A 21427-nucleotide genomic window follows, 5' to 3' on the forward strand; every position below is an offset into this window, starting at 1 on the left:
CGTCTGGGCCGGCTTCCTGGCGGCCGAGCAGCAGTATCTGGCCAGCCGGCTCACACTGGCCGAGCAGACGCTGCCCCACGTCACCGAGGGCACCCGGGCCTGGCACCGGGTGCGCAACATGCGTGACTACTGGCCCCCGGACAGGTCGGTCAGCAGCCGGTCGCCCAGCCCGTCCACCCCGGTGGCGGCCATGGCCTCCTCGACCACCGCCGCGTCCCCCGGTAGCCACTGCCGCAGCAGCGAGTGGTAGGGATGCCGGCCCCGCGCGACCAGGTCGCGCACCCGCAGCGACTCCGGGGCGATCGGGTGCTGGGGGAGTGAGGCGACCTGCCGGGCAAAGGCTTTGGGACGCAGGGAGCGCACGTCGGCGCCGTCGAGCAGGACCCGCCCGGCGTCGGGCCGCAGCACCCGGGCGAGGGCCTCGAGCAGGGTGGACCTGCCGCAGCCGTTCGGCCTGATGACGGCGGTGAACTCGCCGTCGGGCACGGTGAACGTCAGGTACGCGGCCAGCTGGGCTGCCGCGTCCCTCAGCTCGACGCTCACTCAGCGGGGTGTTGATCGTGGTGATCAGCTTCTCGGCGTCGTCGGCCTGGCCCAGGGCCCGGCCGATGGTGCGGATCTGCTCGTCCCAGGTGATGGTCCAGGCCACCTCGGGGTACGCGATGGTGGATGCGATGTCCTTGAGCACGTCGTACTGCTCCTGGGTGACACTCGACCAGGGCGCCAGGATCAGGTCGGGCTCGCGGTCGACGATCGACTCCATGTCGAGCTCGGTGGCGCCGGTGAACTGCTTCGGCAGCGCGGCGCCCTTCTTCGTCACCGCCTCGTAGATCCACGGCATGTACCCGGTGTCGTCGCTGCCCCAGGGGTACTCCTCGATACCGACGGGCACGGTGCCGAGGGCGATCGCGGTCTCAATGGAGCCCTGGCCGAGGGTGACGGTGCGCTCGGGCTCGGCCTCGATCTCGGCGGCGCCCAGGGCGTGGGTGATGCTGACGGGTTCGAAGCATCTGAAATTTGTGAGTCGTGTAGGTAGGACATTGTGTAGGTGCTTCACTATCGCCTACAGTGCCGGTATGACCACGTCGCTGATGGCCCGGGCCGGCCGGATGGAGGCCGGTGGGTGGGTGAGCCTGTACCGCTGGATCTTTCGCAGGCCACGGACGTCGGCCGGTGCCACGGCGTTCGCCTACACGATGCCGACGGTGGCGCTGTACTGGGCGTTCATCGGGGTGTCGGCGGCCGAGACGATCGGCGTCGACTTCCTGCTGCACCGCTGGCCGGTCGCGCGGGTGATCCTGCTGGTGCTGGGCCTGTGGGGTGTGATCTTCATGCTCGGGATGCTGGCGAGCATGAAGGTGAACCCGCACGAGGCCGGGCCGGACGGGCTGGTCGTGCGCAACGGGGTGATGTTCAGTGCGCGTCTCGGCTGGGCGGACATGGCCGGGATCTCGCTCCAGGTCACGAATCTCGACACGTCGAAGACGTTCCAGATGCTCGGCGGGGTGCTGCACGTCGCGGTCACCAGCCAGACCAACCTGCACGTGGAGCTGCGGGAGCCGGTGGTGGTGAGCCTGCCCGACCGCGACGAGGAGATCACGTCGCTGCGGTTCTGGGCCGATGATCCGCAGGCGCTGCTGGCGCTGGCGAGGCAGTATCGCAAAGATCCCGTCCGGTGACGGCCGGCCCGGAAGACGCCCTGGACAAGCTGCTCGAGCTGGTCGTGCTGCTGAATGCCGACATGCGGCGGGATTTCGAGCGGCGGGGGCTGACGGCCGCCCGCACGCACGCGCTGTGGGTGCTGGCCGAGCTCGGCCCATCGTCGCAGCGGGCGCTGGCGCAGGCGCTGGGGGTGACGGCGCGCAACGTGACGGGGATCGTCGACGGACTGGTGGAGACCGGTTTCGTGACGCGGGAGCCGCATCCGGGCGACCGGCGGGCGACGCTGGTGACGTTCACGGCCAAGGGATCGGAGACCGTGGCCGATCTGCGGAAGGGGCAGAAGGTTCTCGCCGGGCAGCTTTTCGGTGACATGCCCACGGGCCGGTTCGCCGAGTTCGTCCAGGGGATGGACGACGTGCTCACCGTGATCCGACGGGAACTGGACGCGGGCGCCCCCTGAGCCCGGCGCGTCCACCATCGGGCATCTGTCGATCTGGACGCGGTGTGCGTCAGTGACCGTGGGCCGCCACATCCCTTCAGTGCCTCTTCAGCGGGTCACGATCGAATGCCAGAATCGGGGCGATCGGGGCGGAGCTGAGGAGGACGGGCCGTGCGACACTGCACGCGGTGCGGGGCACCGCTGGAGAACACCTGGCGGTTCTGCGCCCGCTGCGCCGCGCCGGTGCCGGATCCTCCGCAACCGTCGGCGCCGGCGGGACACGCGCCCCGACCGGCCCAGGCGTGGGAGCAGGACGCCACCGTCATCGGCACCGTGCCCCGGGCCACGAAGTCCTCGCCGGCGGATCTGGCCGGCCGGCTCGCGTCCGTCGTCGCCGTCCTCGGGGCGGTCGGGGCGCTGCTGGCTCTGTTCGTGCCGTACGACGGTGAGGGCACGCGGCTGATCGAAGACGCCGTCACCGTCTGGTTCAACCTCCCGACCCTGGTGGCGTGGGGGCTGGGGGCCGGGCTGACGGTGGCGCGCTCCACCCGGCCGACCGGGGCCGTGCTCCTCAGCGCCGTCACCCTGGTCTGGCTCCCGGCGTACCTCAACGACATCGAGGCGCTGGTGGCCTCGCGCAGCACCCTCGGCCCGGGGCAGCTCATCTCGTTCGCCTCGACCGCACTGCTGCTGGTTGCCGGTCTGGTCGCGGTCGGCGCCGCGGGAGTGCGCTTCACGACGGGCACCGGGGCCTGGATCCTGGCTGCGGCCGGTGCGGTGCTGATCGGGGCCGTCGGATCCGCCCTGCCCAGCCGCGAGATCCTCGTGACCAGCGTGGAGAGCCAGGACATCCGTGGGGGGATCGAGGTCGCGCGCAGCCGGTGCTGCAGCCTCGGTGAGCAGTCCGGGTGGTCGGCGACGTCACTGCTGCTCACGATGCTGGTGGCCGTGTTCGTGGTGGTCGTCGCCGGATCCATGGCTCGGACATCGCTCGTGGTGGCGGGTTTCGGCGGGGTCGCGGCTGCGCTGGCCGGGTCGGTGTTCCTGCTCGTGCTGCAGCTGCGCACCGATCGGGTGCTGCCCCTGCTGAGCCAGGACCTGCGCGACCTGCTCGCGGCCGGCCGCGTGGAGCTCCGGATCCACGGTCTGCCCGGACTCTGGCTGCAGGTGGCCGGGCTGGTGCTGCTCGCGGGTGTGGCGATCGGCCGCGGGCTTGTTCGGCCCGGCGCTAGAGAGGCTGCGGCGCGGTCGACGACTCGATGATCGAGAATCCCCGGCCCCGCAGCCGCCGCCTCTCGCCGTCGAGGTGACTGAGCAGGCGCTCGCGGGTGCCCCGGCAGTGCGAGACGACGCGCTCGGCGGCCAGTTCCGCGTCCCGGTCGGTGACCGCGGCGATGATGGCCAGGTGCTCGTCTTGGGCCTGGGCCCGGGAGGTGGCCGACTGCACCTCCAGCCATCGGGTGCGGCTGAGGCGGGTCAGGGCCCCGCTCATGCCGTCGGCCAGGAACCGGTTGCGCGAGAGCCGGGCCAGGGCCACGTGGAAGTCACCGCCCTCACGCAGCACGGTCTCCTCGTCGTCACTGTGTGAGCGGGCGAGATCGCCCAGGGCGTCGAGCTCTTCGGCCTCGGCGCGCTCGACGGCCAGGCGCACCGACGCGGACTCCAGCGCCTCCCGGTACTCCATCACCGCGCGGACCTCGGCCAGGTCGATCGGGGTGACCTGCCAGCCGCGGCCGGCCCGCTGGGTGAGCCCCTCGTTGGCCAGGCTCATCAGCGCTGCGCGGATCGGGGTGCGGGAGGCCTTCAGCATCGATTCCAGCCCCCGCTCACTGAGTTTCTCGCCGGGCATGAGTTTCAGCGACAGGATCGCCGCCCTCAGGACGGAGTAGGGCGTGGCCTCGGCGGCGGTTGTCATGTCGAGATCCTTTGGTATACCAATTGGGTACGCCATTACGGTACCGCAAGGAGATCCCGATGAACGCCCCACCCGCCGAGACCGTGCCCCGTGCTGCCTGGCGCATGCTCGGCCTCGGGGTCGCGGCCCAGGCCGCGGGCGTGCTGCTGACCAGCATCCCGGCCTACCTGATCCCGTTGCTGCACGTCGAGCGGGGGGAGTCGCTGGCCAGTGCGGGATGGCTGGCCGCCGCCCCCAACATCGGGCTGGTGTTCACCCTGGTGCTGTGGGGAGTACTGGCCGACCGGTATGCCGAACGCTGGGTGCTGGTCGCCGGACTGGCGCTGAGCTCGGGTTTCGCCCTGGTCGCGGCACCCGTCGACGACCTGTGGTGGCTGGCCGGGCTGCTGCTCCTGGGCGGCGGGGCCACGGCCTGCACCAGTGCCACGAGCGGCAAGATCGTCGCGGCCTGGTTCCCGCGCTCGCGGCGGGGGCTGGCCATGGGGATCCGGCAGATGTCGCAGCCGCTGGGGGTGGCCGTCGCGGCGCTGGTCGTGCCGCCGCTGGCCGGCCGGTTCGGCACCGGGGCGCCGCTGCTGCTGGCCGGGATCTGCCTGGGCGTTCTGGCCTTCGCGTGTGCGGTCGGGATCGCGAACGGGCCCGCCGCGCAGGCACAGACGGACCCGGGAACCCCGCTGCGCGCGTCCGCCGGCCTGGCCGCGGACCGCAGCGGACCCGCGTCCTCACGCCCGGGAGCGAAAGGTGACGTACACGCGTCCTCGGGCCTGGGGACGGACCGCGACGCACCCGCGAGCCCCGTCGACCCGAATCCCTATCGGGGCAACCGTTTTCTGGCTCGCATCCACCTGGTCTCGCTCCTGCTGGTCGTGCCGCAGTTCACGCTGAGCACGTTCGGGCTGGTCTGGCTGACGGTCGGGCAGGGCTGGGACCCGACGGCGGCCGGGTTGATGATCGCGATCGCGCAGTTCACCGGCGGAATCGGCCGGATCCTGGTGGGTTCCGCCAGCGACCGGGTCGGAAGCCGGGTGCGCGTCCTGCGGCTCGTGGCGGTGAGCTGCGTGCTGGTCATGCTGGCGCTGGCCGTGACGAGCGCCCTTGACCGGGGCCTGGTCTCGGGGATCCTGCTGATCGTGGCGACCACGGTCAGCGTGGCCGACAACGGGCTGGCGTTCACGTCGATCGTCGAGGCGGCCGGGTCGTCGTGGTCGGGCAAGGCGGTCGGGATCCAGAACACCGGGCAGTATGTCGCGGCCTCGGCGGTGGGGCCGGGGATCGGGGCGCTGATCGCGCTGGCCGGATACCCGCTGGCGTTCGCGCTGGTGGCGGTGATGCCGCTGCTGTCGATCCCGCTGGTGCCGGCCCGGGACCAGCACCGGACGGGCTGACGCGAATCTTCAAGACGAACGCCGTTCAGGTCCTTAGCGTCGTGCCCATGACGGAGATCGTGGCATCGTTCGAGATCAAGCGCTGGGACGCGGAGGTCTATCAGGAACCGGCCGAGGGGCAGACGCTCAGCCAGGTGCTGGTGGAGAAGGAGTTCTCCGGAGCGGTCACCGGTACCAGTGTGGCCCGGCTGCTGGCGGCCCGGTCCGAGGGCGGTCAGGGGTACGTCGCCAGTGAGCGTTTCGAGGGTTCCGTCGACGGACGTTCGGGTGCCCTGGTCTATCAGCACGGCGGCATCGTGGGCGGCGGGGTGGGGACGTCGTTCGGGAACGTCGTTCCTGGTTGCGGCACGGGCGAACTCGAGGGGGCGACGGGGTCGGTGGAGTTCCGGCACGACGAGAACGGCGCTGCGGTGACGTTCGTGCTCACGTTCGTCGGGGCGTGAGAACTCCGGCCGGGGTCGGTGAACCGGATTCGCTAGAATGGCCTGCGTGCTGGTGCGTCGCGCGTACGTCGAGAATGCCGATCTGGACACCTGGCCGTACACGGTTCCCGCGGTCACCGACCTGGCCGAGCAGGGTCTGACGTTCACGCGGCCGGTCACGTTCCTGGTGGGGGAGAACGGGTCCGGCAAGTCGACGGTGGCCGAGGCCCTGGCGGAATCGTTCGGCCTGGATCCGCACGGGGGCAAGGCGGGCACGAAATACGCCTCGCACCGCGAGATGTCGATCCTGGGCGAGGCGCTGAAACTCTCCACGTCGCCGGCCGGGCAGAACATGCGCTCGGGCCCGCGCAAGGCTCGCAGCGGGTTCTTCCTGCGCGGCGAGACGGCGATGGGGATGATGTCCGCGCGCAGTGGCTGGCCCGGGTACTGGGAGGGCGACACCGACACGATGAGCCACGGTGAGGGCTTCCTGACCGTGTTCGACGCGATGTTCGCCCGCCCGGGCTTCTACGTGCTCGACGAGCCGGAGTCGGCGCTGTCGTTCAGCTCCTCGCTGCGGCTCGTCGAGCTGCTGCACCGGCTGGGACGCACCGGGGCCCAGGTGGTCTGCGCGACCCACTCACCGATCCTGGCGAGCACCCCGGGAGCGGCGATCTACGAGTTCAGCGCCAACGGCATCGCGTCGGTGGCCTGGGAGGACCTGCTGATCGTGGAGCACTGGCGCCGGTACCTGGACGCACCGCAGTCCTATCTGCGGCATCTGCTGTAACCGGCCTACGGCCAGGTGATGTGCTGTTCCCGCACCTCCGGGTGCTTCTTCTCGGCCCAGGCCTGGTCCTCGTCCATGTGGGCGGTCATCTCCTCGGAGGCCACCTCGGGCCGGCCCTGGGCGATCGCCTCGTAGATGCGGTGATGGGCCCGAAGTACGCTCTGGCGGCGGCGGATCGGCTGTTCGACGCTCACAGTGTGATCGGTGAGGTCGATGGCGCCGAGCAGGAACCCGAACAGCGAATTGTCGCTCGACCAGGCGATGGCCTGGTGGAAACGGCGATTCGCGTCGAGGTACGCCGGGGTGTCGTCGAGGCCCTCCTCCATGTCGGCGAGCGTCTGCTGCAGCTCCAGCAACCGGGTCGGGGTGGCGCGCCGGGCGGCCAGGCGGGCCATCAGCGGCTCCAGTGCCGAGCGGGCCTCGGTGATCACCCGGTGCCGGGCGTCGTCGAACTGCAGCACCAGGGCCAGGGTGGTGGCCAGGTTGCCGGCGGTCGGTTTCTGGATCACGGGCCCGCCTCCGGGGCCCGGTTTGAGGGTCAACACTCCTTGCAGCTCCAGGAATCTCAGCGATTCCCGCAGCGTGCCGCGACCTGTCTCGTACGAGTGCATCATCGAGCGCTCGGGGGGCAGCTTCTGCCCCGGGCCGAGCCCCTGCTGCTCGATGTCCCGCACGATGCGCTGCGCCAGCAGCAGCGCGGTCTTCTGCGGCTTGGTCGAACCGGTGTTCACCACGATTGAGATGTGCTCCTTCCCCGCATCGGTGGATCGTACTGCCTTCCGTACCGATTGCCGGGGCTGAGTGCATTGCCGCGATTGGCCCTACATGCGCCCCTGGACTGGCGAAACCCGCCCGTCGGCGAGGTCGCTCGCGGCATCCTTCGGGGAGGTCGACGCCAGGGAGGGGGTGTCATTTTCGACCATATTTGTGCAGAATGTCCGCGTCCCCCATCGGGACGAGAATCGAGTCAACCCTGACGAACGGATTTCTCGACCATGCGAAGAGGATCGATCCGAACGGTCATGACCGCGACAGCCACCGCCGTCGCGTTGACACTGGGCTCCGGGGTGGCCGACGCGGCCGCGACGCCGGGCTCGCCGGGGGTGGGGGACGTCTACTTCCCCGACTACGGCAACGGCGGCTACGACGTCGGGCACTACGACGTGCGGCTGCGTTACCAGCCGAAAACCGACCAGCTCACCGGCACCACCACGATCCTGGCCGAAACCACCCAGGAACTGTCCCGTTTCAACCTCGATTTCGCGCTCGACGTGACCTCGGTGCGGGTCAACAACCGGGCCGCCACGTTCCACCGTGAGGGGGCGCACGAGCTGGTCGTGACGCCGGCCCGGGCCATCCCCAAGGGCGGCGACCTGACGGTCGTGGTGCAGTACGCCGGGATTCCCTCCTCGGTGAAGGTTTCCGGGTTCACCGGCTGGACGCGCACGAGTGACGGGGCCCTGGCGGTGAACGAGCCGGAGAGCGCCTGGTGGTGGTTCCCGAGCAACGACCACCCGACCGACAAGGCCACCTACGACGTGTCGGTGCTGGTGCCCGACGACGTGCAGGCCATCAGCAACGGCACCCTCACCGGTGGGCCGGTCAAGGAGCTCAACGGCTGGGACCGCTGGTCCTGGCGCTCGGCCAAACCGCAGGCGACCTACCTGACCTTCCTGGCCGTCGGGCACTACGACATCGAGTCCGACACCGCGGCCGACGGTTCGCCGATCGTCAACGCGTACTCGACGTCTCTGGGTGAGTTCGACGGGGCGGCCCGGGCGAGCGTCAACCGCACCAACGAGGTCATCGAGACCGAGGAGAACTGGTTCGGCGACTACCCGTTCGAGGCACAGGGGGGTGTGGTGGCTCCGCCGGCGGCCCTCGGGTTCGCGCTGGAGACACAGACCCGGCCGGTCTACGACGGGCGGTTCTGGCGTCGCGGCGGCAACACCTACGTGGTGGCGCACGAGCTGGCGCACCAGTGGTTCGGGGACTCGGTGTCGCTCGGTCAGTGGAGGGACATCTGGCTGAACGAGGGTTTCGCCAGCTACGCCGAGTGGCTCTGGTCGGACCACGAGGGGGAGGGCACCCCGCAGGAACTGTTCGACTACACCTACGCCAGTTACCCCGAGGACGACCCGTTCTGGCAGGTCCTGCCCGGCGATCCCGGTGCCGACAAGGTGTTCGACGGTGCCGTGTACGACCGTGGGGCCCTGACGGTTCAGGCGCTGCGGGTGCAGATCGGTGACGAGGCGTTCTTCGAGCTGCTGCGGACCTGGCTGGCGTCGCACCGGTACGGCGACGGCACCACGGGCGAGTTCATCGCGCTGGCCGAGAAGATCTCCGGGCAACAGCTGGACTCGCTGTTCGACACCTGGCTCTTCACGGCCGGGCGCCCGGACCTGTCGGCGACCACGAAGCTGGCCCGGACGTCGGTCGCGGACACCGATGCGACGCCGGTGAAGCCGAAGTCGTTCGACAAGATCCAGGCCGTGCACGAGGCTCACGCCGCGCTCTCGTAACCGTCCCGGTTCCGCACTTTTCGGGCGGAGAGACAAGGACCCCCCTATGCCGAAACGGTATAGGGGGGTCTTCTGCGTCCTGCTCGTGATCGCGGTACAACGCTGTTCGTGACCGCCCTCGACTACGACAACCTCAGTGGCCGCCCGCCGGGGGCGCTGCTCGCGGCCCTGAGCCGTCTCTCGCGGCGCGTGCGGTCGGTGCAGGACCAGGTGGGCCCGTTCGCGGAGGCCTGGCGTTCGGCGAATGCCCGGGAGCTGTCGCAGGGGTCGGGACCGCTGTGGGTCGCGCTGGGCGACAGCATGACCCAGGGCATCGGTGCGCCCGACCCGATGCTCGGGTACGTGGGGCAGCTGGCTTCCCGATGGCGGACGCGTGGGGACGAGTTCCGTCTGCTGAACCTGAGTTTCAGTGGGGCCCGGGTCGCGGACGTGATCGACCGGCAGTGGCCGGCCGCGGTGAGGATCGCGAGCGGTCCGGGCCTGGAGATCGGCCGGGTCACCCTGCTGATCGGCTCGAACGACCTGTTGCGGGCGCAGTTCCGGTCCGCGTTGCCGGGTGACGTCCGGCGGTTGCTCGACCGGCTCCCGGACGGGACGGCGGTGGGCACGCTGCCCAACCCGCAGGCAGCCGGGCTCAACGCGGTCGTCGATCGGGCCGCCGGCCGGGTGCGGGTGGCGGAGCTACGCCGTACGGGTACGGGATGGGCCTGGCGCGGCAAGCTGTCGCCCGATCTGTTCCATCCCAACGAGCACGGCTATGCGGTGCTGGCGAGCGCGTTCGAGCGGGCCTTCGACGAACCGGTGCCCGGCGGTGACGGGCGGCCGGCGAGTCGGTGAGGCCCTGGCCGGAGCCGGAGCCGGGGCCGGAGCCGGGGCCGGGGCCAGGGCCGGGGGCCGGGGATCACGGACCTGGCCCCCGCGTGTCGTGCCTACCCGAGGTCGAGCTCGTCCTCGCGCACGTCGATGTTCTTCGCCGTCGGCCGGTAGGCGCTCATCCACTCGCGCAGAAGCTCGACGCGCGAACGGTTCTCGTCGTCGCCCAGCACGATCGGCGGGTCGTTGTAGGCCACCGCGTCCGACGAGCGGCGCAGCTTGATGTAGAGGTTGGACGCCTCGATCGCGTAGCGCTCCATGTCGTCCTGCAGGGCGCCGATCACCGTGATGTTGCGGTCGCGGCCGATCCGCTCGAACAGGGCCACGGCCTCGCGACGGTGCTGCTTGCCCAGGTTGCGGCCCAGCTCGTCGAGGATCAGCAGCAGCGGACGGTCGTTGCCTCCCGCCAGCGCCGCCGCACAGACGAGCTTCACGGCCTTCTCGTCCATCTGCGCCGTGTTCGCCCGCAGGTTGTAGCTCGACATCCGCTGGTTCTCGGCCCGGCGCCAGCGCGGCGTCAGGCTCCAGCGCCACGGCTTGTCCGGCTCGGTCGGCGGCTCGGGCTCGGGGTAGTCCAGCCCGGCGCCGTACCCTCCGTACTCCCGGTCGAGCCGGTCGAACTCGTCGGCCACCAGTTTCAGCTTGGCCTTGATGCCCTGCGCGAGCACGGCCCGGTGCGCCCGCGTGGTCTGCTCGGACTCCGACAGCCCGGCCCGGGCCGCCTCCAGGTCGGCGCGGCGCTGGGCCCGCTGCTGGTCGATCATCGCCTGGTCGTGCGCGTCCTGCTGCGCCGTGACGTCCAGATGGGTGCGCAGTGACCGGGTCAGGTCGGGGATGAGCGGCACCTGGGCCTCGAGCGTGATGTGCGGCCACTTCTGCTCGAACACCAGCTCCCGCAGCTCCGCCGGGTACTCCTGGGCCGCGGTGTTGTCCGGGAAGCAGCGCCGCAGCACGTCACGAAGGTGATTGGCCACCAGGTTGTTCCAGTCCACCGTGCTTCGCCGGGCCTCGTCCTCGGGCAGCGTCAGCAGGTGCTCCTCGGCCGAGCCCGACGTCGCGCCCCAGGCCACCGCCCGCGCGTCGACATCGACCGACCGCAGCTCGTTCTCGAGCTTCTCGGCGATGTCGTCGGCCTGCTTCACCTCGGCCCGGCTGCGGTTCACCTCACCGCGCAGCTGGTCGATCTTGTCCTGCCGGGTCTGGCGGTCCACCGCGGCGCGGGTGTGCGCGGCCTCGGCGTCCTCCAGCGGGCCGAGCAGATCCTCGAGGGCCTCCTGCAGCTCACCGGCCTGCTCCCGCAGCCGCTCGATCTCGATCTCGGCGTCCTCGACCCGCTGCGCCGCCTTCGCGCCCTCCAGCCGCGAGTTCGCCGTGGACAGCCTGCCGCGGGCGCGTTCCAGCTGCGCGCCGATCCCGGCCAGCATCTCGCGCGTCATCTCGTGCTGCTCGTGGGCGGCGCGCACCCGGGCGTCGCGGCCCGTCAGGGGACGGTCGAACCCGGCCACGACGATCACACCGGCCTGCTCGTCGACCCGGGCCTGCGACGAACCGGCCCGCTCCGCCAGTGCCTTCAGGAACGTCGCCAGGCCGAACTCGTCGGTGGTGCTGTTCGGGAGGTCTCCCGACGGCTGCCCGTCGGCCAGCACGATCACCGAGCCCGGCGCGTCCGCGAGCACCGCGGTCGCCTTCTCGGCGTGGGCCCGCGGCACGGCCACGGCGTGCCGGTAGGGCACCAGCCGCGGCTCCCAGACCGCGCGCTGCGCCTCGGTCAGGGCCAGCACGTCGACCACGCTGGCCGCCGGGATTCCCACGCTCTGCAGCAGTTTCAGCTCGGCGGCGGCCACGTCGTCACCGGCCTCGGCGGCCTTGATCTGGCGGGCGGCCGAGGCCACCGCGTCCTCGGCGGCACCCCGGCGCGAGAGGATCGACTCCAGCAGTTCCTGCGCGGCGGCGACCTCCTCGCGGGCCTTCGTCACGTCGCGGCCGTCGGCGGCGCGCGCGGCCTCCTTGAGGTCACGCAGTTTCGCGCCCAGTTCCTCGACCGAGCGCAGGTTCATCCGGGCCTGGGTGTCGGCGTTGCTGCGCCGCTCCCGCAGCTCGTTGCGCAGCCGCTCGGTCGCCCGGAACGTCTCCTGCAGACCGTCGTCGTTGCCGAGTTCCTCCATCCGGGCCTCGTTCTCGGCCAGGCGCTCACGGGCCTCGGCCTGGCCGCCGCGCACGTCACCGAGGTTGCGGCGGATCTCGGCCAGCCGCTCCAGGCCGTCCACCACGTGGCGCGCACAGCGTGAGCGCCACGCCTCGCGGGCCTGACCCAGTACCTGCCGGGCCACGTCCCGGCGCCTGATACCGGCTTCCACGCCTTCCATCTCGCGCTGCCAGGTGGCCAGGTCGTGCTCGGCCTCGGCGACGTCGGTGCGCCGCGCGTGCTCACCCGAGCGCAGCGCCTGCTCCTGCTCGAGCTCGCGGTCCAGGCCGGTCAGGGTGGCGACGGCGTCGAACATGCGCCACGGCGACAGCTCGTTCAGGGGCTGGGCCAGGAGATTGGCGGCGGGGGACGCGCGGACGGAGGTGGAGAGGAACGAGACACAGCGCACCTGGCCGCCGTACAGGACCCGGGCGAGGCGTCCCGCGTGGAAGTCGTCGCGCCCGTTGGAGTGCGGCAGCCGGTTCCACAGACCCTCGACGCCGGCCGCGCGCTCGGCGTCGTTGGAGCCGTGGGGCACGTGCAGCCCGCGGGTCCAGCGCAGGCTCAGGTAGGGCGACTTGCGGTTGATGCGCAGCCAGACCGTGAGCGCGCCGGCCTCGAGTTCCTCGAGCGTCTGCGAGGCGGAGTCGGCGTACACCCCGATGACGAAACCGTGGTCGGCGTTCGCCCACTTCGCCTCCTGCGCGGCCAGTTCCGCGGTGAACAGCAGCTCGGCCGCACCCGGGGCGCCGCCGGCCAGACGCCACTGCTCGTCGGCGTGCAGCAGGCTCAGGGCCGCGATGAACGACGACTTGCCCGCGCCGTTGCTGTCTTTCGGCCCCTGCCCGGCCACGGTGATCAGGCCGCCGTTGGTCAGCGGCACCGGATGGGCCGACAGTCGCGAGATGTCGACCATCTGGACGCCCACCAGCACCCGCGCGCCGACGATGTCGGTCGGGTCGTTGCGGTCGATCAGGGCTGGCGTGCTCACGTGGTCTCTTCCGTTGTCTCAGTCAGGTTCTCGGGCTTGAGGACGCCGTCCTCGGACGGACGGGCGCGGCGCGCCCGGATCGCGGCGGCCAGAGGGGTGTCCGCCCCGGCCGCGAGGATCAGTTCCTCCTGCAGCCGCCGCCGGGCCGCGGGGGTCAGCCGGGCCAGCTGCGGTCCGGGCAGGTACGACGCACCCGCGTTCTGGCTACTGCTGGAACGGGTCTGGGGCGGGCGCCGGTCGGGGGCGATCTGCACGAGCCCGGACGCGCGCAGTCGCGCGAGCGCGGTGCGCACCGCGGTGCGGGGGAGCTTGGAGTAGCGGTTCAGCTCGTCCATCGACGTGGGCTGGTTCGAGATCCAGGTGTCCAGATCGATCAGGCCCTGGCTGCGCGGGATCGCCACCGAGTGGATCAGGATCAGCACGAACACCGCCCGGTCGACCAGCGGCAGCGATGCGAGCGTCTCCTCGCTCAGTTCGCGGGCGACGTCGTCGCGGTAGCCGGACGTCCACAGGTGCGGGCCGACCTTCACCAGCGTGCGGCCCAGCGGGTGCAGCATCTGCTGCAGCGCCCGGCGCAGGGTGGCGTCGCGCAGGGCGAGCATCTGCGACTCGTGCAGCGGCTGCCAGCTGTGCTCGACCGCGGCGTAGGCGGCCAGCACCTCGTCACGGTGCCGCTCGGACAGGTCGGCCACGGCCGCCGTGAACGCCGGATGCGTCTCGGCCATCTCGGTCACGGCCGCACCTCCTCGTCGTCAGCCAGAACGTCGTCCGGAGCCTCGACCGGAACGTCAGCCGGAGCCTCGACCGGAACGTCAGCCGGAGCCTCCGCCGGCACGTCAGCCGGATCCTCGGCCGGCACGTCAACCGGAACCTCAGGTGCGTCGAGCGCCTCGGCGACCACCGCGTCCTCAAGGGAAACCTCAGGCGCCGCAGACGCTTCGGCGACCGCGTCGTGCGTCGTGAGGCTCTCGGGCTCGTCGACGTCCTCCTCGGGCTCCTGCGGCAACGGCAGACTGCGGTACAGCTCGCGCAGCACCGTGAGGTCGGCGTTCACCCATGTGCCACAGCGCGGCCCCAGACGCACCACACGCCGGTCTTCGTCCCACAGCACCCAGCCACCGCCGTGCAGACGCCGGATCGCCCCGGTCGCGGCCCGGTGCAGGACGGATTCGTCGCGGTCGCCGAACGTGCGGTAGACCGACATGACGGTCTCCCAGTCCACGTCGCGCCCGGGCCAGATCGGCGCCTCCGGATCCGTCCAGCAGCAGCGCACCACGGCGGCGAGCATGCGCGCGGTGTCGTTGGGCTGCTCGACCGAGGGCCCGGGCAGGCCCATCTCGTCGAGCACCCACGGCCCGGCCGTGCCGGGATGGGCGGGCAGCAGCCACACCTCGGCGGCGTGCGGCTCCATGAGCCGCAGGAAGCCGTCGGGCGCGGGCGTGCCGGTCTCGTAGCGCGCGGGCCCGAGCGCGCGGGCCCGCGCCCACCACAGGGCGGTGTCGGAACTGTTCACGGACGCGCAGCCCCCACGACCCGGCCGAACCGGCCGCCCGAGACCCACGGCACCGCCGCCTCCGGATCCACCCGGAAACCGTCGGCCCAGGTCAGCTCCGCGTCGACCTCGGGGGAGTGGTGAGCGGCGACCATCAGGGACAGCGTGCGGCGCCCGTCCATCCAGTCCTCCGCGGCGTCGAGCAGTTCCGAGACCCCGACCCGGTCGCGTCGGCCCAGCACCCGGTCGGTGAACTCGCGCAGGTCGGAGTCACCCGCGACGGGACGCTCGGTGGGCGCGTCGGTGGCGTCGGTCGGCCGCGGCGGGGGCATCCGCACCGGCCCCGACGTGGAGGCGTTCTCGACGGCCAGCGCCATCGCCTGCGGGGAGAACCAGGGCGCGACCGCGTCGAAGACCTGCCCGTCGAGCACCCCGGCCAGCGTCTCGGCGTCGGCGGTGCGCGCGAACGTGCGCCAGGTCTCGACCGGCAGCAGTCCCAGTGCGCGGGTGGAACCGGCCTGCTCGATCAGCCGGGCCGCGGCCGACTCGCTGGCGTCGGCGTACGCGGCCAGCGACGTGCGCAGCTGGGCACACTCGCGGTGCAGTTCGGGCCAGCGCCCCAGGGCCTGGGCGTGCACGTCCTCGGCCTGGCGGATCAGCGCCCGGTTGCCCCACAGCAGCTCGGCGTGCTCACGCAGTTCCTCGACCGGGCTGGTGGTGGTCAGGCTGGAGAGCTGGTTGGCCATCAGCCGGAACACCCGCGACAGGCGGTTGACCGAGCCCCGGCCGTCGTCGTGCGTGGCACCGGGTGCCCGGATGCTCAGCCCCTCCAGGGCCAGCAGCTGGTGCAGCTCGCCCTGGCCACCGGCGGCGGCCAGGCGGCGCAGGAACAGCAGCATCACGTAGGGCGCGAACGCGGCGCGGTGGAAGCGCTCGCCGGGGTGGTCGACGACCCGGGTGATCGCGCCGTAGCCGCGCAACACCTCGAAACGGCGCGTGACCTGGGTCTGGTCGTAGCCGCGGCAGGCGGCGACGGTGGCCTCGACCGACAGGCCCTCGTTGCCGGCCTCGGCGAACGCGGACAGGATCGCCTCGTCGATGTCGAGCAGCTCGACGTCGCTGATCATCGCGCCGTGCTCACGGGCGAGGACGGCGAAGACCTGGCGGTAGATCCGCAGGACACCGGCCTCGGGAGCGAGATCCTCCAGGGAGAGCGTGGTCGGGCCGTCAGTCACCCGGTGACCTTACGGCAGAGGCCGCCGCCGGAGGAAAAGGTCGGGCCCCGATCCACGGGACAGGCCCAGGATCTGATCGCCGGACCCCGGAGGGTCGCGTTCCGGCGTCCGGCGATCAGACCGGTCTTCGGGAGTGGCTCGGCGCAGGGTCAGCGCAGAGCCGGGCGGCGCCGGCGCCTCCACCCGGTACGGGGGAAGTCGCAGTCGGCGGCGGAGTGCACCTGCAGGAAGCGTGCACCGTCGGTGTGGAGGCGGCATTCCACCTCGGGGTCGGGGACGACCAGACCGCAGGCCGTCTTGGGGCAGGGGCAGCTCGCCTCGCGGAACGGGAACATCCCGGGCAGCGAGAGCCCGACGTGCCAGACCTGCTCGGTGCGGTCGGTGAGGGGCACCTCACCCGGCGGGGCGGCGTCCTGCCGCCCGAGAACCGGCATCGCGGCCTGGGTGGTGATCGATGACGTGGATTCGGCTTTGGCGCGACGTCGAGCCGGGTAGGGCATGGCCAGTGACATGAGTGAACCCTTCGCGCTTGCTGCACAGGGGACCGTCGCCCGCTCAATCGCTGTGGGCAAGGAGAGCGTTACATCTCGCTTGATATGGATTTTGTGCCAAATTACGACACACGCGATCAAAGACGAGTCTGATTTCACCCTCCGCGATGAGCAGGTGACCCTCCGTATGGCTGGAGGGTCGAACTCAATGCAGGAGGGAGCATCGGCATGTCAGACGGTTAAGAACAGTTATCGAAATCACCCGGTGACGGCGTCTACACAGTGTGCGCACATACGTGCAGCGGTGCAGCGTCCGTTCGGGTGACGTCTAAGCGGGTGAGTCCTCGAGCCCGGCGAAGCCCGACTGCCAGGCCGTCAGGGCGATGTCGAGGTAGCTGATCAGGTCGGCGTCGCGCCGGGCCACCCACTGGTCGAACGCGGCCCGGCACACGCCCAGCGCGCTGTAGCCGATGGCCCGGGGGATCAGGTCGTCGGCGCGCTGCCCGAGACGGCGGGCGGCGAACTCGGCCAGGGCGCCGGCCCAGTTGTCGTAGTGCTGGGTGGAGGCGGCACTGATCGCCGGGACGTGCGAGATGACCTGCATGCGCGCGCGCAGGCTGGCCACGTCGTCCACCCCGTAGTGGTTGGCCGCCAGAACGGCCTGCCGGATCGACTCGGTGACGGGCTGCCCGGCCGGGGCCTCTCCCAGCAGCCGGTGCAGCGTCTCCACCTCGGCGTCGAACTCCGACCAGAGCACGTCGGCCTTGGTGTCGAAGTAGCGGAAGAAGGTGCGCCGGCTGACCCCGGCCCGGTCGGCGATCTGCTCGACCGTGGTGGCGTCGAAGCCCTGCTCGGAGAACAGTTCCAGGGCGATGCGCTCGAGGGTGCGGCGGCTGGTGGCCCGGGGCCGCCCGCTGCGCGGCTCGTTCGGTGCCGCTGAACGAGCCGCTGACCCCGTTGCCATGCGCCGCACACTCCTCCGCGTGTCGTGACACGCCGGACGTGTCATCGAGTGCCATTCAATCACCGAGTTGATCCACGAGGTGCCGCGGTCAACCCCCGCCCGGCCGATCAGTGGTCACTCCCCGGATGTCGATGACTACCCTTGACGCTTACGACACGGAGTGTCATAAACTCCGGTGAACATCGCTGTTCACCGTGGAAGAGAGGTCGTTTCGATGGACAACACGAACGCTCCCCAGGACGTCGCCGAAGCTCAGGACGCCGTCGAGGAACTTCTGGTCGAAGAGGTCTCCATCGACGGGATGTGCGGCGTCTACTGACGGCCGTCCCTCAGACCATGGCGAACACCCAGCAGAAGAACCGGATGTCGGTGCCTCCCAAGGCCCCGGCGCAGGGCTTCGATCTCGACGCCGCCTGGGAGCTGCACCCCAGCGTCTCCATCCGGCCCGAACCCTTCGGGGCCCTGATGTACCACTTCGGGAACCGGCGCCTGTCGTTCCTGAAGACCCGTCAACTACTGGACGTCGTCAACGGTCTGGCCACCGCCCCGGACGCGCGCACCGCGTGTCTGGAGGCGGGGGTCGACCCCTCCCAGCTCCCGGTCCTCGGCCGGGCCCTGGGATCCCTCGCGGCCGGTGATCTCATCCGCCCGAAGACGACGACGATGTCCACGGAGGAGCCTGCATGACGGCTGTGCTCGAACCGGCTACCCCGGCCGGTTTCACCCCGAACCCTGTCAAGCCCAACACCCCGAGTCCTGGTCGGCTCGTCGACAAGTTCGCCCTCGGGCTGGACGCGCCGATCTGCCTCACCTGGGAACTCACCTATGCCTGCAATCTCGCCTGCGTGCACTGCCTTTCGAGTTCCGGACGGCGTGACCCCCGCGAGCTGACCACCGCCGAGGCCGAAGCGGTCATCGACGAGCTGGAGCGGATGCAGGTCTTCTACGTCAACATCGGCGGCGGCGAGCCGACCGTGCGACCGGATTTCTGGCACCTGGTCGACTACGCCACCGCGCACCACGTCGGCGTGAAGTTCTCGACCAACGGTGTCCGCATCAACAAGGAGGTCGCCGAGCGTCTGGCCGCCTCCGACTACGTCGACGTGCAGATCTCGCTCGACGGCGCGACCGCCGAGGTCAACGACTACGTACGTGGTGCCGGCAGTTACGACACCGCCATGCGGGCCATGCAGAACATGAAGGACGCCGGATTCTCCGGGTTCAAGCTGTCGGTCGTGGTCACCCGCCAGAACGTCGGCCAGCTGGACGAGTTCAAGGCGATCGCCGACCGGTACGGCGCTCAGCTGCGCCTGACCCGGCTGCGTCCCTCGGGCCGCGGCGCCGACGTCTGGGACGAGCTGCACCTGCTCGCACCGCAGCAGAAGGAGCTGTACGACTGGCTCGTCGCCAACGGCGAGGAAGTCCTCACCGGCGACTCCTTCTTCCACCTGGCCGCTTTCGGTGACGCCCTGCCCGGGCTCAACCTGTGCGGGGCCGGTCGCGTGGTCTGCCTGATCGACCCGATCGGCGACGTGTACGCCTGCCCGTTCGCCATCCACGACGAGTTCCTCGCCGGGAACGTGCGCGAGGAGGGCGGTTTCAAGGGCGTGTGGCAGACCTCGGAGCTCTTCCAGGAGCTGCGGCAGCCGCAGAGCGGCGGGGCGTGCTCGTCCTGCCAGTTCTTCGACTCCTGCCGGGGTGGCTGCATGGCGGCCAAGTTCTTCACCGGCCTGCCGCTCGACGGGCCCGACCCGGAGTGCGTGCGCGGTTTCGGTGAGTCGCTGCTCGAGGGGGTGGAGGGGGCGACCCCGAAGCCGATGGGCGACCACTCGCACAAGAACCCGCTGCGCTCGCAGAAGAACAAGAAGAAGCCCGTGGCGCTGACACTCGGCGTGCGCCCGGTCACCGGGGTGGTCTCGGCCCCGCCGGCCCGAGGGTGCGACGAGAACCCGCTCGCCGGCTTCGATCCCGCCGCGGCGGGGGTGCGTCCGCCGGTGCGCGGCTGCGACGAGAATCCGCTCGCGGGTCTCGAAACCGGCTCGCAGGTCAACTGAGTCAATGATGGACGCGCGGCAGCTCCCGGTGGGGAGTTGCCGCGCGTTCGTGTTTTCCTAGTCCTGAAAACACTTTTCGCAGGCCCCGGGACCCGGGGCCATTTCGTCGTTCCCGACTGGGGAGACGAAAGTCCTTGACCACCAGGGGCGTTCGACAAGTGTCGAAGAGACGAAGGTCACCTCCCGTTCGGCGCCGCCGAGGGAGGCGATCGATAGTTGACCGGGCTACTAATAGACCTGAGGGGATGCGAACCATTCGCTGACAACGTAGTTGGAAGAGGTAACCCCCATGGCAGGACGAGTAGAGGGCAAGGTCGCTTTCGTCACCGGAGCAGCCCGTGGTCAGGGGCGCAGCCACGCGCTCAAGCTGGCCTCCGAGGGGGCAGACATCATCGCCGTCGACATCTGCGCCCCGTTCGACGACCTGGAGTACCCGGCGGCGACCGAGGACGACCTGGCCGAGACGGTGAAGCTGGTCGAGGCGCTCGACCGCCGGATCGTCGCCTCCGTCACCGACATTCGCGACGGCGAGGCGCTGACCAAGGCCGTCGACGACGGTGTGGCCCAGCTCGGCAAGCTCGACGTCATCGTCGGCAACGCGGGTATCTGTCACGTGGGTGCCTGGGACAAGGTCACGCAGAAGCAGTGGCAGGACACGCTCGACGTCAACATCACCGGTACCTGGAACACGGTGCGCGCCGGGGCTCCTCACCTGATCCGCAACGGCGGCGGCTCGATCATCCTGACCAGCTCGGTCGCCGGTCTGGTCGGCCTGCCCTTCCTCACCCCGTACGTGGCCAGCAAGCACGCGGTCACCGGCCTCGCCCGCACCTTCGCGGCCGAGCTGGCGCAGCACCACATCCGCGTCAACAGCCTGCACCCGACCGGCGTCGAGACCCCGATGGGCGCCATGGGCAACGCTTTCGGCCCGCTGCTCGAGGCCAATCCGGGGCCTGGCGTCATGCTCGGCAACATGTACCCGGTCGCGGCCACGCAGCCCGAGGACCAGTCGAACGCCGTGCTCTTCCTGGCCAGCGACGAGTCCCGCTACGTCACCGCCCTGGCCATGACCGTCGACGCCGGCGCCACCCAGCTGTAGGGAGAGGATCACCGTGACAGGACGTGTAGAGGGCAAGGTCGCGCTCATCACCGGTGCGGCCCGGGGGCAGGGACGCAGCCATGCGATCCGGCTGGCGCAGGAGGGCGCGGACATCATCGCGCTCGACATCGCCGAGTCCATCCCCAGTGTCGACCGGTTCTACCCGGGCGCGACCGAGGAGGACCTGGCCGAGACCGTGCGGCAGGTCGAGGCGCTGGACCGGCGGATCTTCTCGGCCAAGGTCGACGTGCGTGACTACGACGCGCTGAAGGCCGCGACCGACGCCGGCATCGCCGAGTTCGGGCGCCTGGACATCGTTTCCGCGAACGCGGGCATCTTCCTGCACTCCGACAAGACCCACGAGGTCAGCGACTCGGACTGGAACGACGTGCTCGACATCAACCTCAAGGGTGTCTGGCACACGACCAAGGCCGTCACCCCGTTCCTGATCGAGCAGAACCAGGGCGGCTCGATCATCATCACCAGCTCCTCGGCCGGTCTGAAGGGCACGCCGAACGTGGCGCCCTACACGGCGAGCAAGCACGCCGTGCTGGGCCTGGCCCGCACCCTGTCGAACGAGCTGGCCGAGTACTCGATCCGGGTCAACACGATCCACCCGACCGGGGTGGCCACCCCGATGATCCTGAACGAGACCACGTTCAAGCTGTTCCTGCCGCACCTCGAGCACCCCACGCAGGAGCAGGCCGCCGAGGTCTTCCGCACCACGAACAGTCTGCCCGTGCCCTGGGTCGAGGCGATCGACATCAGCAACGCCCTGCTGTTCCTGGCCTCCGACGAGGCCCGGTACGTCACCGGCACCGAGCTGAAGGTCGACGCGGGTTACACGACCAAGTAGTTCGCCGTGGCCCCCTCGACGTGAGGGGGCCACGGGGACCCGACCACCACGT

Annotated in this window: 22 protein-coding genes and 1 pseudogene; 13 read left to right on the top strand and 10 right to left on the bottom strand. The window is 70.6% G+C overall.

Annotated features, from left to right (window positions below; genetic code table 11):
- Window positions 1-126: 126 nt before the first annotated feature.
- Window positions 127-543: an ATP-binding cassette domain-containing protein gene (locus J2S57_RS21150; protein ID WP_307245681.1), complete on the bottom strand. Its 417-nt coding sequence runs from the start codon at window positions 541-543 to the stop codon at window positions 127-129.
- Between the two features lie 70 nt (window positions 544-613).
- Window positions 614-1057 (bottom strand): annotated as a pseudogene (locus tag J2S57_RS35400) (ABC transporter substrate-binding protein); the annotation flags it as partial.
- Window positions 1058-1076: 19 nt separating this feature from the next.
- Here J2S57_RS35400 and J2S57_RS21160 point away from each other — a divergent pair.
- From J2S57_RS21160 to J2S57_RS21170, 3 genes are all read left to right on the top strand, one after another.
- The gene (locus J2S57_RS21160; protein ID WP_307245685.1) at window positions 1077-1679 is read left to right on the top strand and encodes a hypothetical protein; all 603 of its coding nucleotides are present in this window, start codon (window positions 1077-1079) and stop codon (window positions 1677-1679) included.
- Window positions 1676-2122 (top strand): MarR family winged helix-turn-helix transcriptional regulator, encoded by a 447-nt coding sequence (locus J2S57_RS21165; RefSeq protein ID WP_307245687.1) that lies wholly within the window; start codon window positions 1676-1678, stop codon window positions 2120-2122. Before J2S57_RS21160 ends, J2S57_RS21165 begins: the two co-directional genes overlap by 4 nt.
- A 150-nt stretch (window positions 2123-2272) precedes the next feature.
- Entirely contained in the window at window positions 2273-3364 is a 1092-nt protein-coding gene (locus J2S57_RS21170; RefSeq protein ID WP_307245689.1) for a zinc ribbon domain-containing protein, read from the top strand.
- Here the strand turns inward: J2S57_RS21170 and J2S57_RS21175 are convergent.
- Entirely contained in the window at window positions 3330-4016 is a 687-nt protein-coding gene (locus J2S57_RS21175) for a GntR family transcriptional regulator (RefSeq protein WP_307245691.1), read from the bottom strand. The two genes, J2S57_RS21170 and J2S57_RS21175, sit on opposite strands and share 35 nt — an antisense overlap.
- Before the next feature lie 59 nt (window positions 4017-4075).
- Here J2S57_RS21175 and J2S57_RS21180 point away from each other — a divergent pair, with 59 nt between their 5' ends.
- Genes J2S57_RS21180 through J2S57_RS21190 form a run of 3 tightly spaced genes read left to right on the top strand, consistent with a single transcriptional unit; the run spans window position 4076 to window position 6613 of the window.
- Window positions 4076-5401, top strand: a complete 1326-nt coding sequence (locus J2S57_RS21180; protein ID WP_307245693.1) for an MFS transporter — start codon at window positions 4076-4078, stop codon at window positions 5399-5401.
- A gap of 47 nt (window positions 5402-5448) precedes the next feature.
- A complete protein-coding gene (locus J2S57_RS21185) occupies window positions 5449-5844 on the top strand; it encodes a DUF3224 domain-containing protein (RefSeq protein ID WP_307245695.1) in 396 nt (131 codons plus the stop codon).
- A 46-nt stretch (window positions 5845-5890) separates the two neighbouring features.
- The gene (locus J2S57_RS21190; RefSeq protein ID WP_307245697.1) at window positions 5891-6613 is read left to right on the top strand and encodes an AAA family ATPase; all 723 of its coding nucleotides are present in this window, start codon (window positions 5891-5893) and stop codon (window positions 6611-6613) included.
- A 5-nt stretch (window positions 6614-6618) separates the two neighbouring features.
- Here the strand turns inward: J2S57_RS21190 and J2S57_RS21195 are convergent, their stop codons facing one another.
- Complete coding sequence (locus tag J2S57_RS21195; RefSeq protein WP_307245699.1) at window positions 6619-7347, bottom strand: FadR/GntR family transcriptional regulator; 729 nt, start codon at window positions 7345-7347, stop codon at window positions 6619-6621.
- A gap of 288 nt (window positions 7348-7635) precedes the next feature.
- Between J2S57_RS21195 and J2S57_RS21200 the strand changes: the two genes are divergently transcribed.
- Both J2S57_RS21200 and J2S57_RS21205 read left to right on the top strand, forming a co-directional pair.
- Complete coding sequence (locus J2S57_RS21200; protein WP_307245701.1) at window positions 7636-9135, top strand: M1 family metallopeptidase; 1500 nt, start codon at window positions 7636-7638, stop codon at window positions 9133-9135.
- 108 nt (window positions 9136-9243) lie between these two features.
- Window positions 9244-9972 (top strand): SGNH/GDSL hydrolase family protein, encoded by a 729-nt coding sequence (locus J2S57_RS21205; protein ID WP_307245704.1) that lies wholly within the window; start codon window positions 9244-9246, stop codon window positions 9970-9972.
- 92 nt (window positions 9973-10064) lie between these two features.
- Here J2S57_RS21205 and J2S57_RS21210 read toward each other — a convergent pair whose 3' ends face one another.
- From J2S57_RS21210 to mftR, 6 genes are all read right to left on the bottom strand, one after another.
- Window positions 10065-13184, bottom strand: coding sequence for a coiled-coil domain-containing protein (locus J2S57_RS21210; protein ID WP_307245706.1), 3120 nt, complete (start codon window positions 13182-13184; stop codon window positions 10065-10067).
- Window positions 13181-13909 (bottom strand): hypothetical protein, encoded by a 729-nt coding sequence (locus J2S57_RS21215; protein WP_370882693.1) that lies wholly within the window; start codon window positions 13907-13909, stop codon window positions 13181-13183. Before J2S57_RS21215 ends, J2S57_RS21210 begins: the two co-directional genes overlap by 4 nt.
- Before the next feature lie 5 nt (window positions 13910-13914).
- Window positions 13915-14697, bottom strand: a complete 783-nt coding sequence (locus tag J2S57_RS21220) for a hypothetical protein (RefSeq protein WP_307245710.1) — start codon at window positions 14695-14697, stop codon at window positions 13915-13917.
- On the bottom strand, window positions 14694-15911 hold the full coding sequence (locus tag J2S57_RS21225; protein ID WP_307245712.1) for a hypothetical protein: 1218 nt from the start codon (window positions 15909-15911) through the stop codon (window positions 14694-14696). Before J2S57_RS21225 ends, J2S57_RS21220 begins: the two co-directional genes overlap by 4 nt.
- 149 nt (window positions 15912-16060) lie before the next feature.
- Window positions 16061-16423: a hypothetical protein gene (locus tag J2S57_RS21230; protein ID WP_307245715.1), complete on the bottom strand. Its 363-nt coding sequence runs from the start codon at window positions 16421-16423 to the stop codon at window positions 16061-16063.
- 307 nt (window positions 16424-16730) lie between these two features.
- Window positions 16731-17366: a mycofactocin system transcriptional regulator MftR gene (mftR, locus tag J2S57_RS21235; protein WP_307245717.1), complete on the bottom strand. Its 636-nt coding sequence runs from the start codon at window positions 17364-17366 to the stop codon at window positions 16731-16733.
- 214 nt (window positions 17367-17580) lie between these two features.
- On the opposite strand from mftR, the gene mftA reads away from it, so the two are divergent.
- From mftA to J2S57_RS21260, 5 genes are all read left to right on the top strand, one after another.
- Window positions 17581-17685 (top strand): mycofactocin precursor MftA, encoded by a 105-nt coding sequence (gene mftA, locus J2S57_RS21240; protein WP_307245719.1) that lies wholly within the window; start codon window positions 17581-17583, stop codon window positions 17683-17685.
- 17 nt (window positions 17686-17702) lie between these two features.
- Complete coding sequence (mftB, locus tag J2S57_RS21245; protein WP_307245721.1) at window positions 17703-18053, top strand: mycofactocin biosynthesis chaperone MftB; 351 nt, start codon at window positions 17703-17705, stop codon at window positions 18051-18053.
- Window positions 18050-19420, top strand: a complete 1371-nt coding sequence (gene mftC / locus J2S57_RS21250; protein WP_307245723.1) for a mycofactocin radical SAM maturase — start codon at window positions 18050-18052, stop codon at window positions 19418-19420. The genes mftB and mftC overlap by 4 nt, the downstream gene beginning before the upstream one ends.
- Before the next feature lie 289 nt (window positions 19421-19709).
- On the top strand, window positions 19710-20519 hold the full coding sequence (locus J2S57_RS21255) for a mycofactocin-coupled SDR family oxidoreductase (RefSeq protein WP_307245725.1): 810 nt from the start codon (window positions 19710-19712) through the stop codon (window positions 20517-20519).
- A gap of 13 nt (window positions 20520-20532) precedes the next feature.
- Window positions 20533-21375 (top strand): mycofactocin-coupled SDR family oxidoreductase, encoded by an 843-nt coding sequence (locus J2S57_RS21260; RefSeq protein ID WP_307245727.1) that lies wholly within the window; start codon window positions 20533-20535, stop codon window positions 21373-21375.
- Window positions 21376-21427: the final 52 nt, after the last annotated feature.

Origin of the sequence: Kineosporia succinea, assembly GCF_030811555.1 — a bacterium.
Taxonomy (GTDB): domain Bacteria; phylum Actinomycetota; class Actinomycetes; order Actinomycetales; family Kineosporiaceae; genus Kineosporia; species Kineosporia succinea.

Excerpts from the sequence above, each read along its gene's own strand:
- J2S57_RS21160 (WP_307245685.1), top strand. The coding sequence starts at position 1,077 with ATGACCACGTCGCTGATGGCCCGGGCCGGCCGGATGGAGGCCGGTGGG.
- J2S57_RS21175 (WP_307245691.1), bottom strand. The coding sequence starts at position 4,016 with ATGACAACCGCCGCCGAGGCCACGCCCTACTCCGTCCTGAGGGCGGCG.
- J2S57_RS21180 (WP_307245693.1), top strand. The coding sequence starts at position 4,076 with ATGAACGCCCCACCCGCCGAGACCGTGCCCCGTGCTGCCTGGCGCATG.
- J2S57_RS21185 (WP_307245695.1), top strand. The coding sequence starts at position 5,449 with ATGACGGAGATCGTGGCATCGTTCGAGATCAAGCGCTGGGACGCGGAG.
- J2S57_RS21200 (WP_307245701.1), top strand. The coding sequence starts at position 7,636 with ATGACCGCGACAGCCACCGCCGTCGCGTTGACACTGGGCTCCGGGGTG.
- J2S57_RS21215 (WP_370882693.1), bottom strand. The coding sequence starts at position 13,909 with ATGGCCGAGACGCATCCGGCGTTCACGGCGGCCGTGGCCGACCTGTCC.
- J2S57_RS21230 (WP_307245715.1), bottom strand. The coding sequence starts at position 16,423 with ATGTCACTGGCCATGCCCTACCCGGCTCGACGTCGCGCCAAAGCCGAA.
- mftR (WP_307245717.1), bottom strand. The coding sequence starts at position 17,366 with ATGGCAACGGGGTCAGCGGCTCGTTCAGCGGCACCGAACGAGCCGCGC.
- mftA (WP_307245719.1), top strand. The coding sequence starts at position 17,581 with ATGGACAACACGAACGCTCCCCAGGACGTCGCCGAAGCTCAGGACGCC.
- mftB (WP_307245721.1), top strand. The coding sequence starts at position 17,703 with ATGGCGAACACCCAGCAGAAGAACCGGATGTCGGTGCCTCCCAAGGCC.
- mftC (WP_307245723.1), top strand. The coding sequence starts at position 18,050 with ATGACGGCTGTGCTCGAACCGGCTACCCCGGCCGGTTTCACCCCGAAC.
- J2S57_RS21255 (WP_307245725.1), top strand. The coding sequence starts at position 19,710 with ATGGCAGGACGAGTAGAGGGCAAGGTCGCTTTCGTCACCGGAGCAGCC.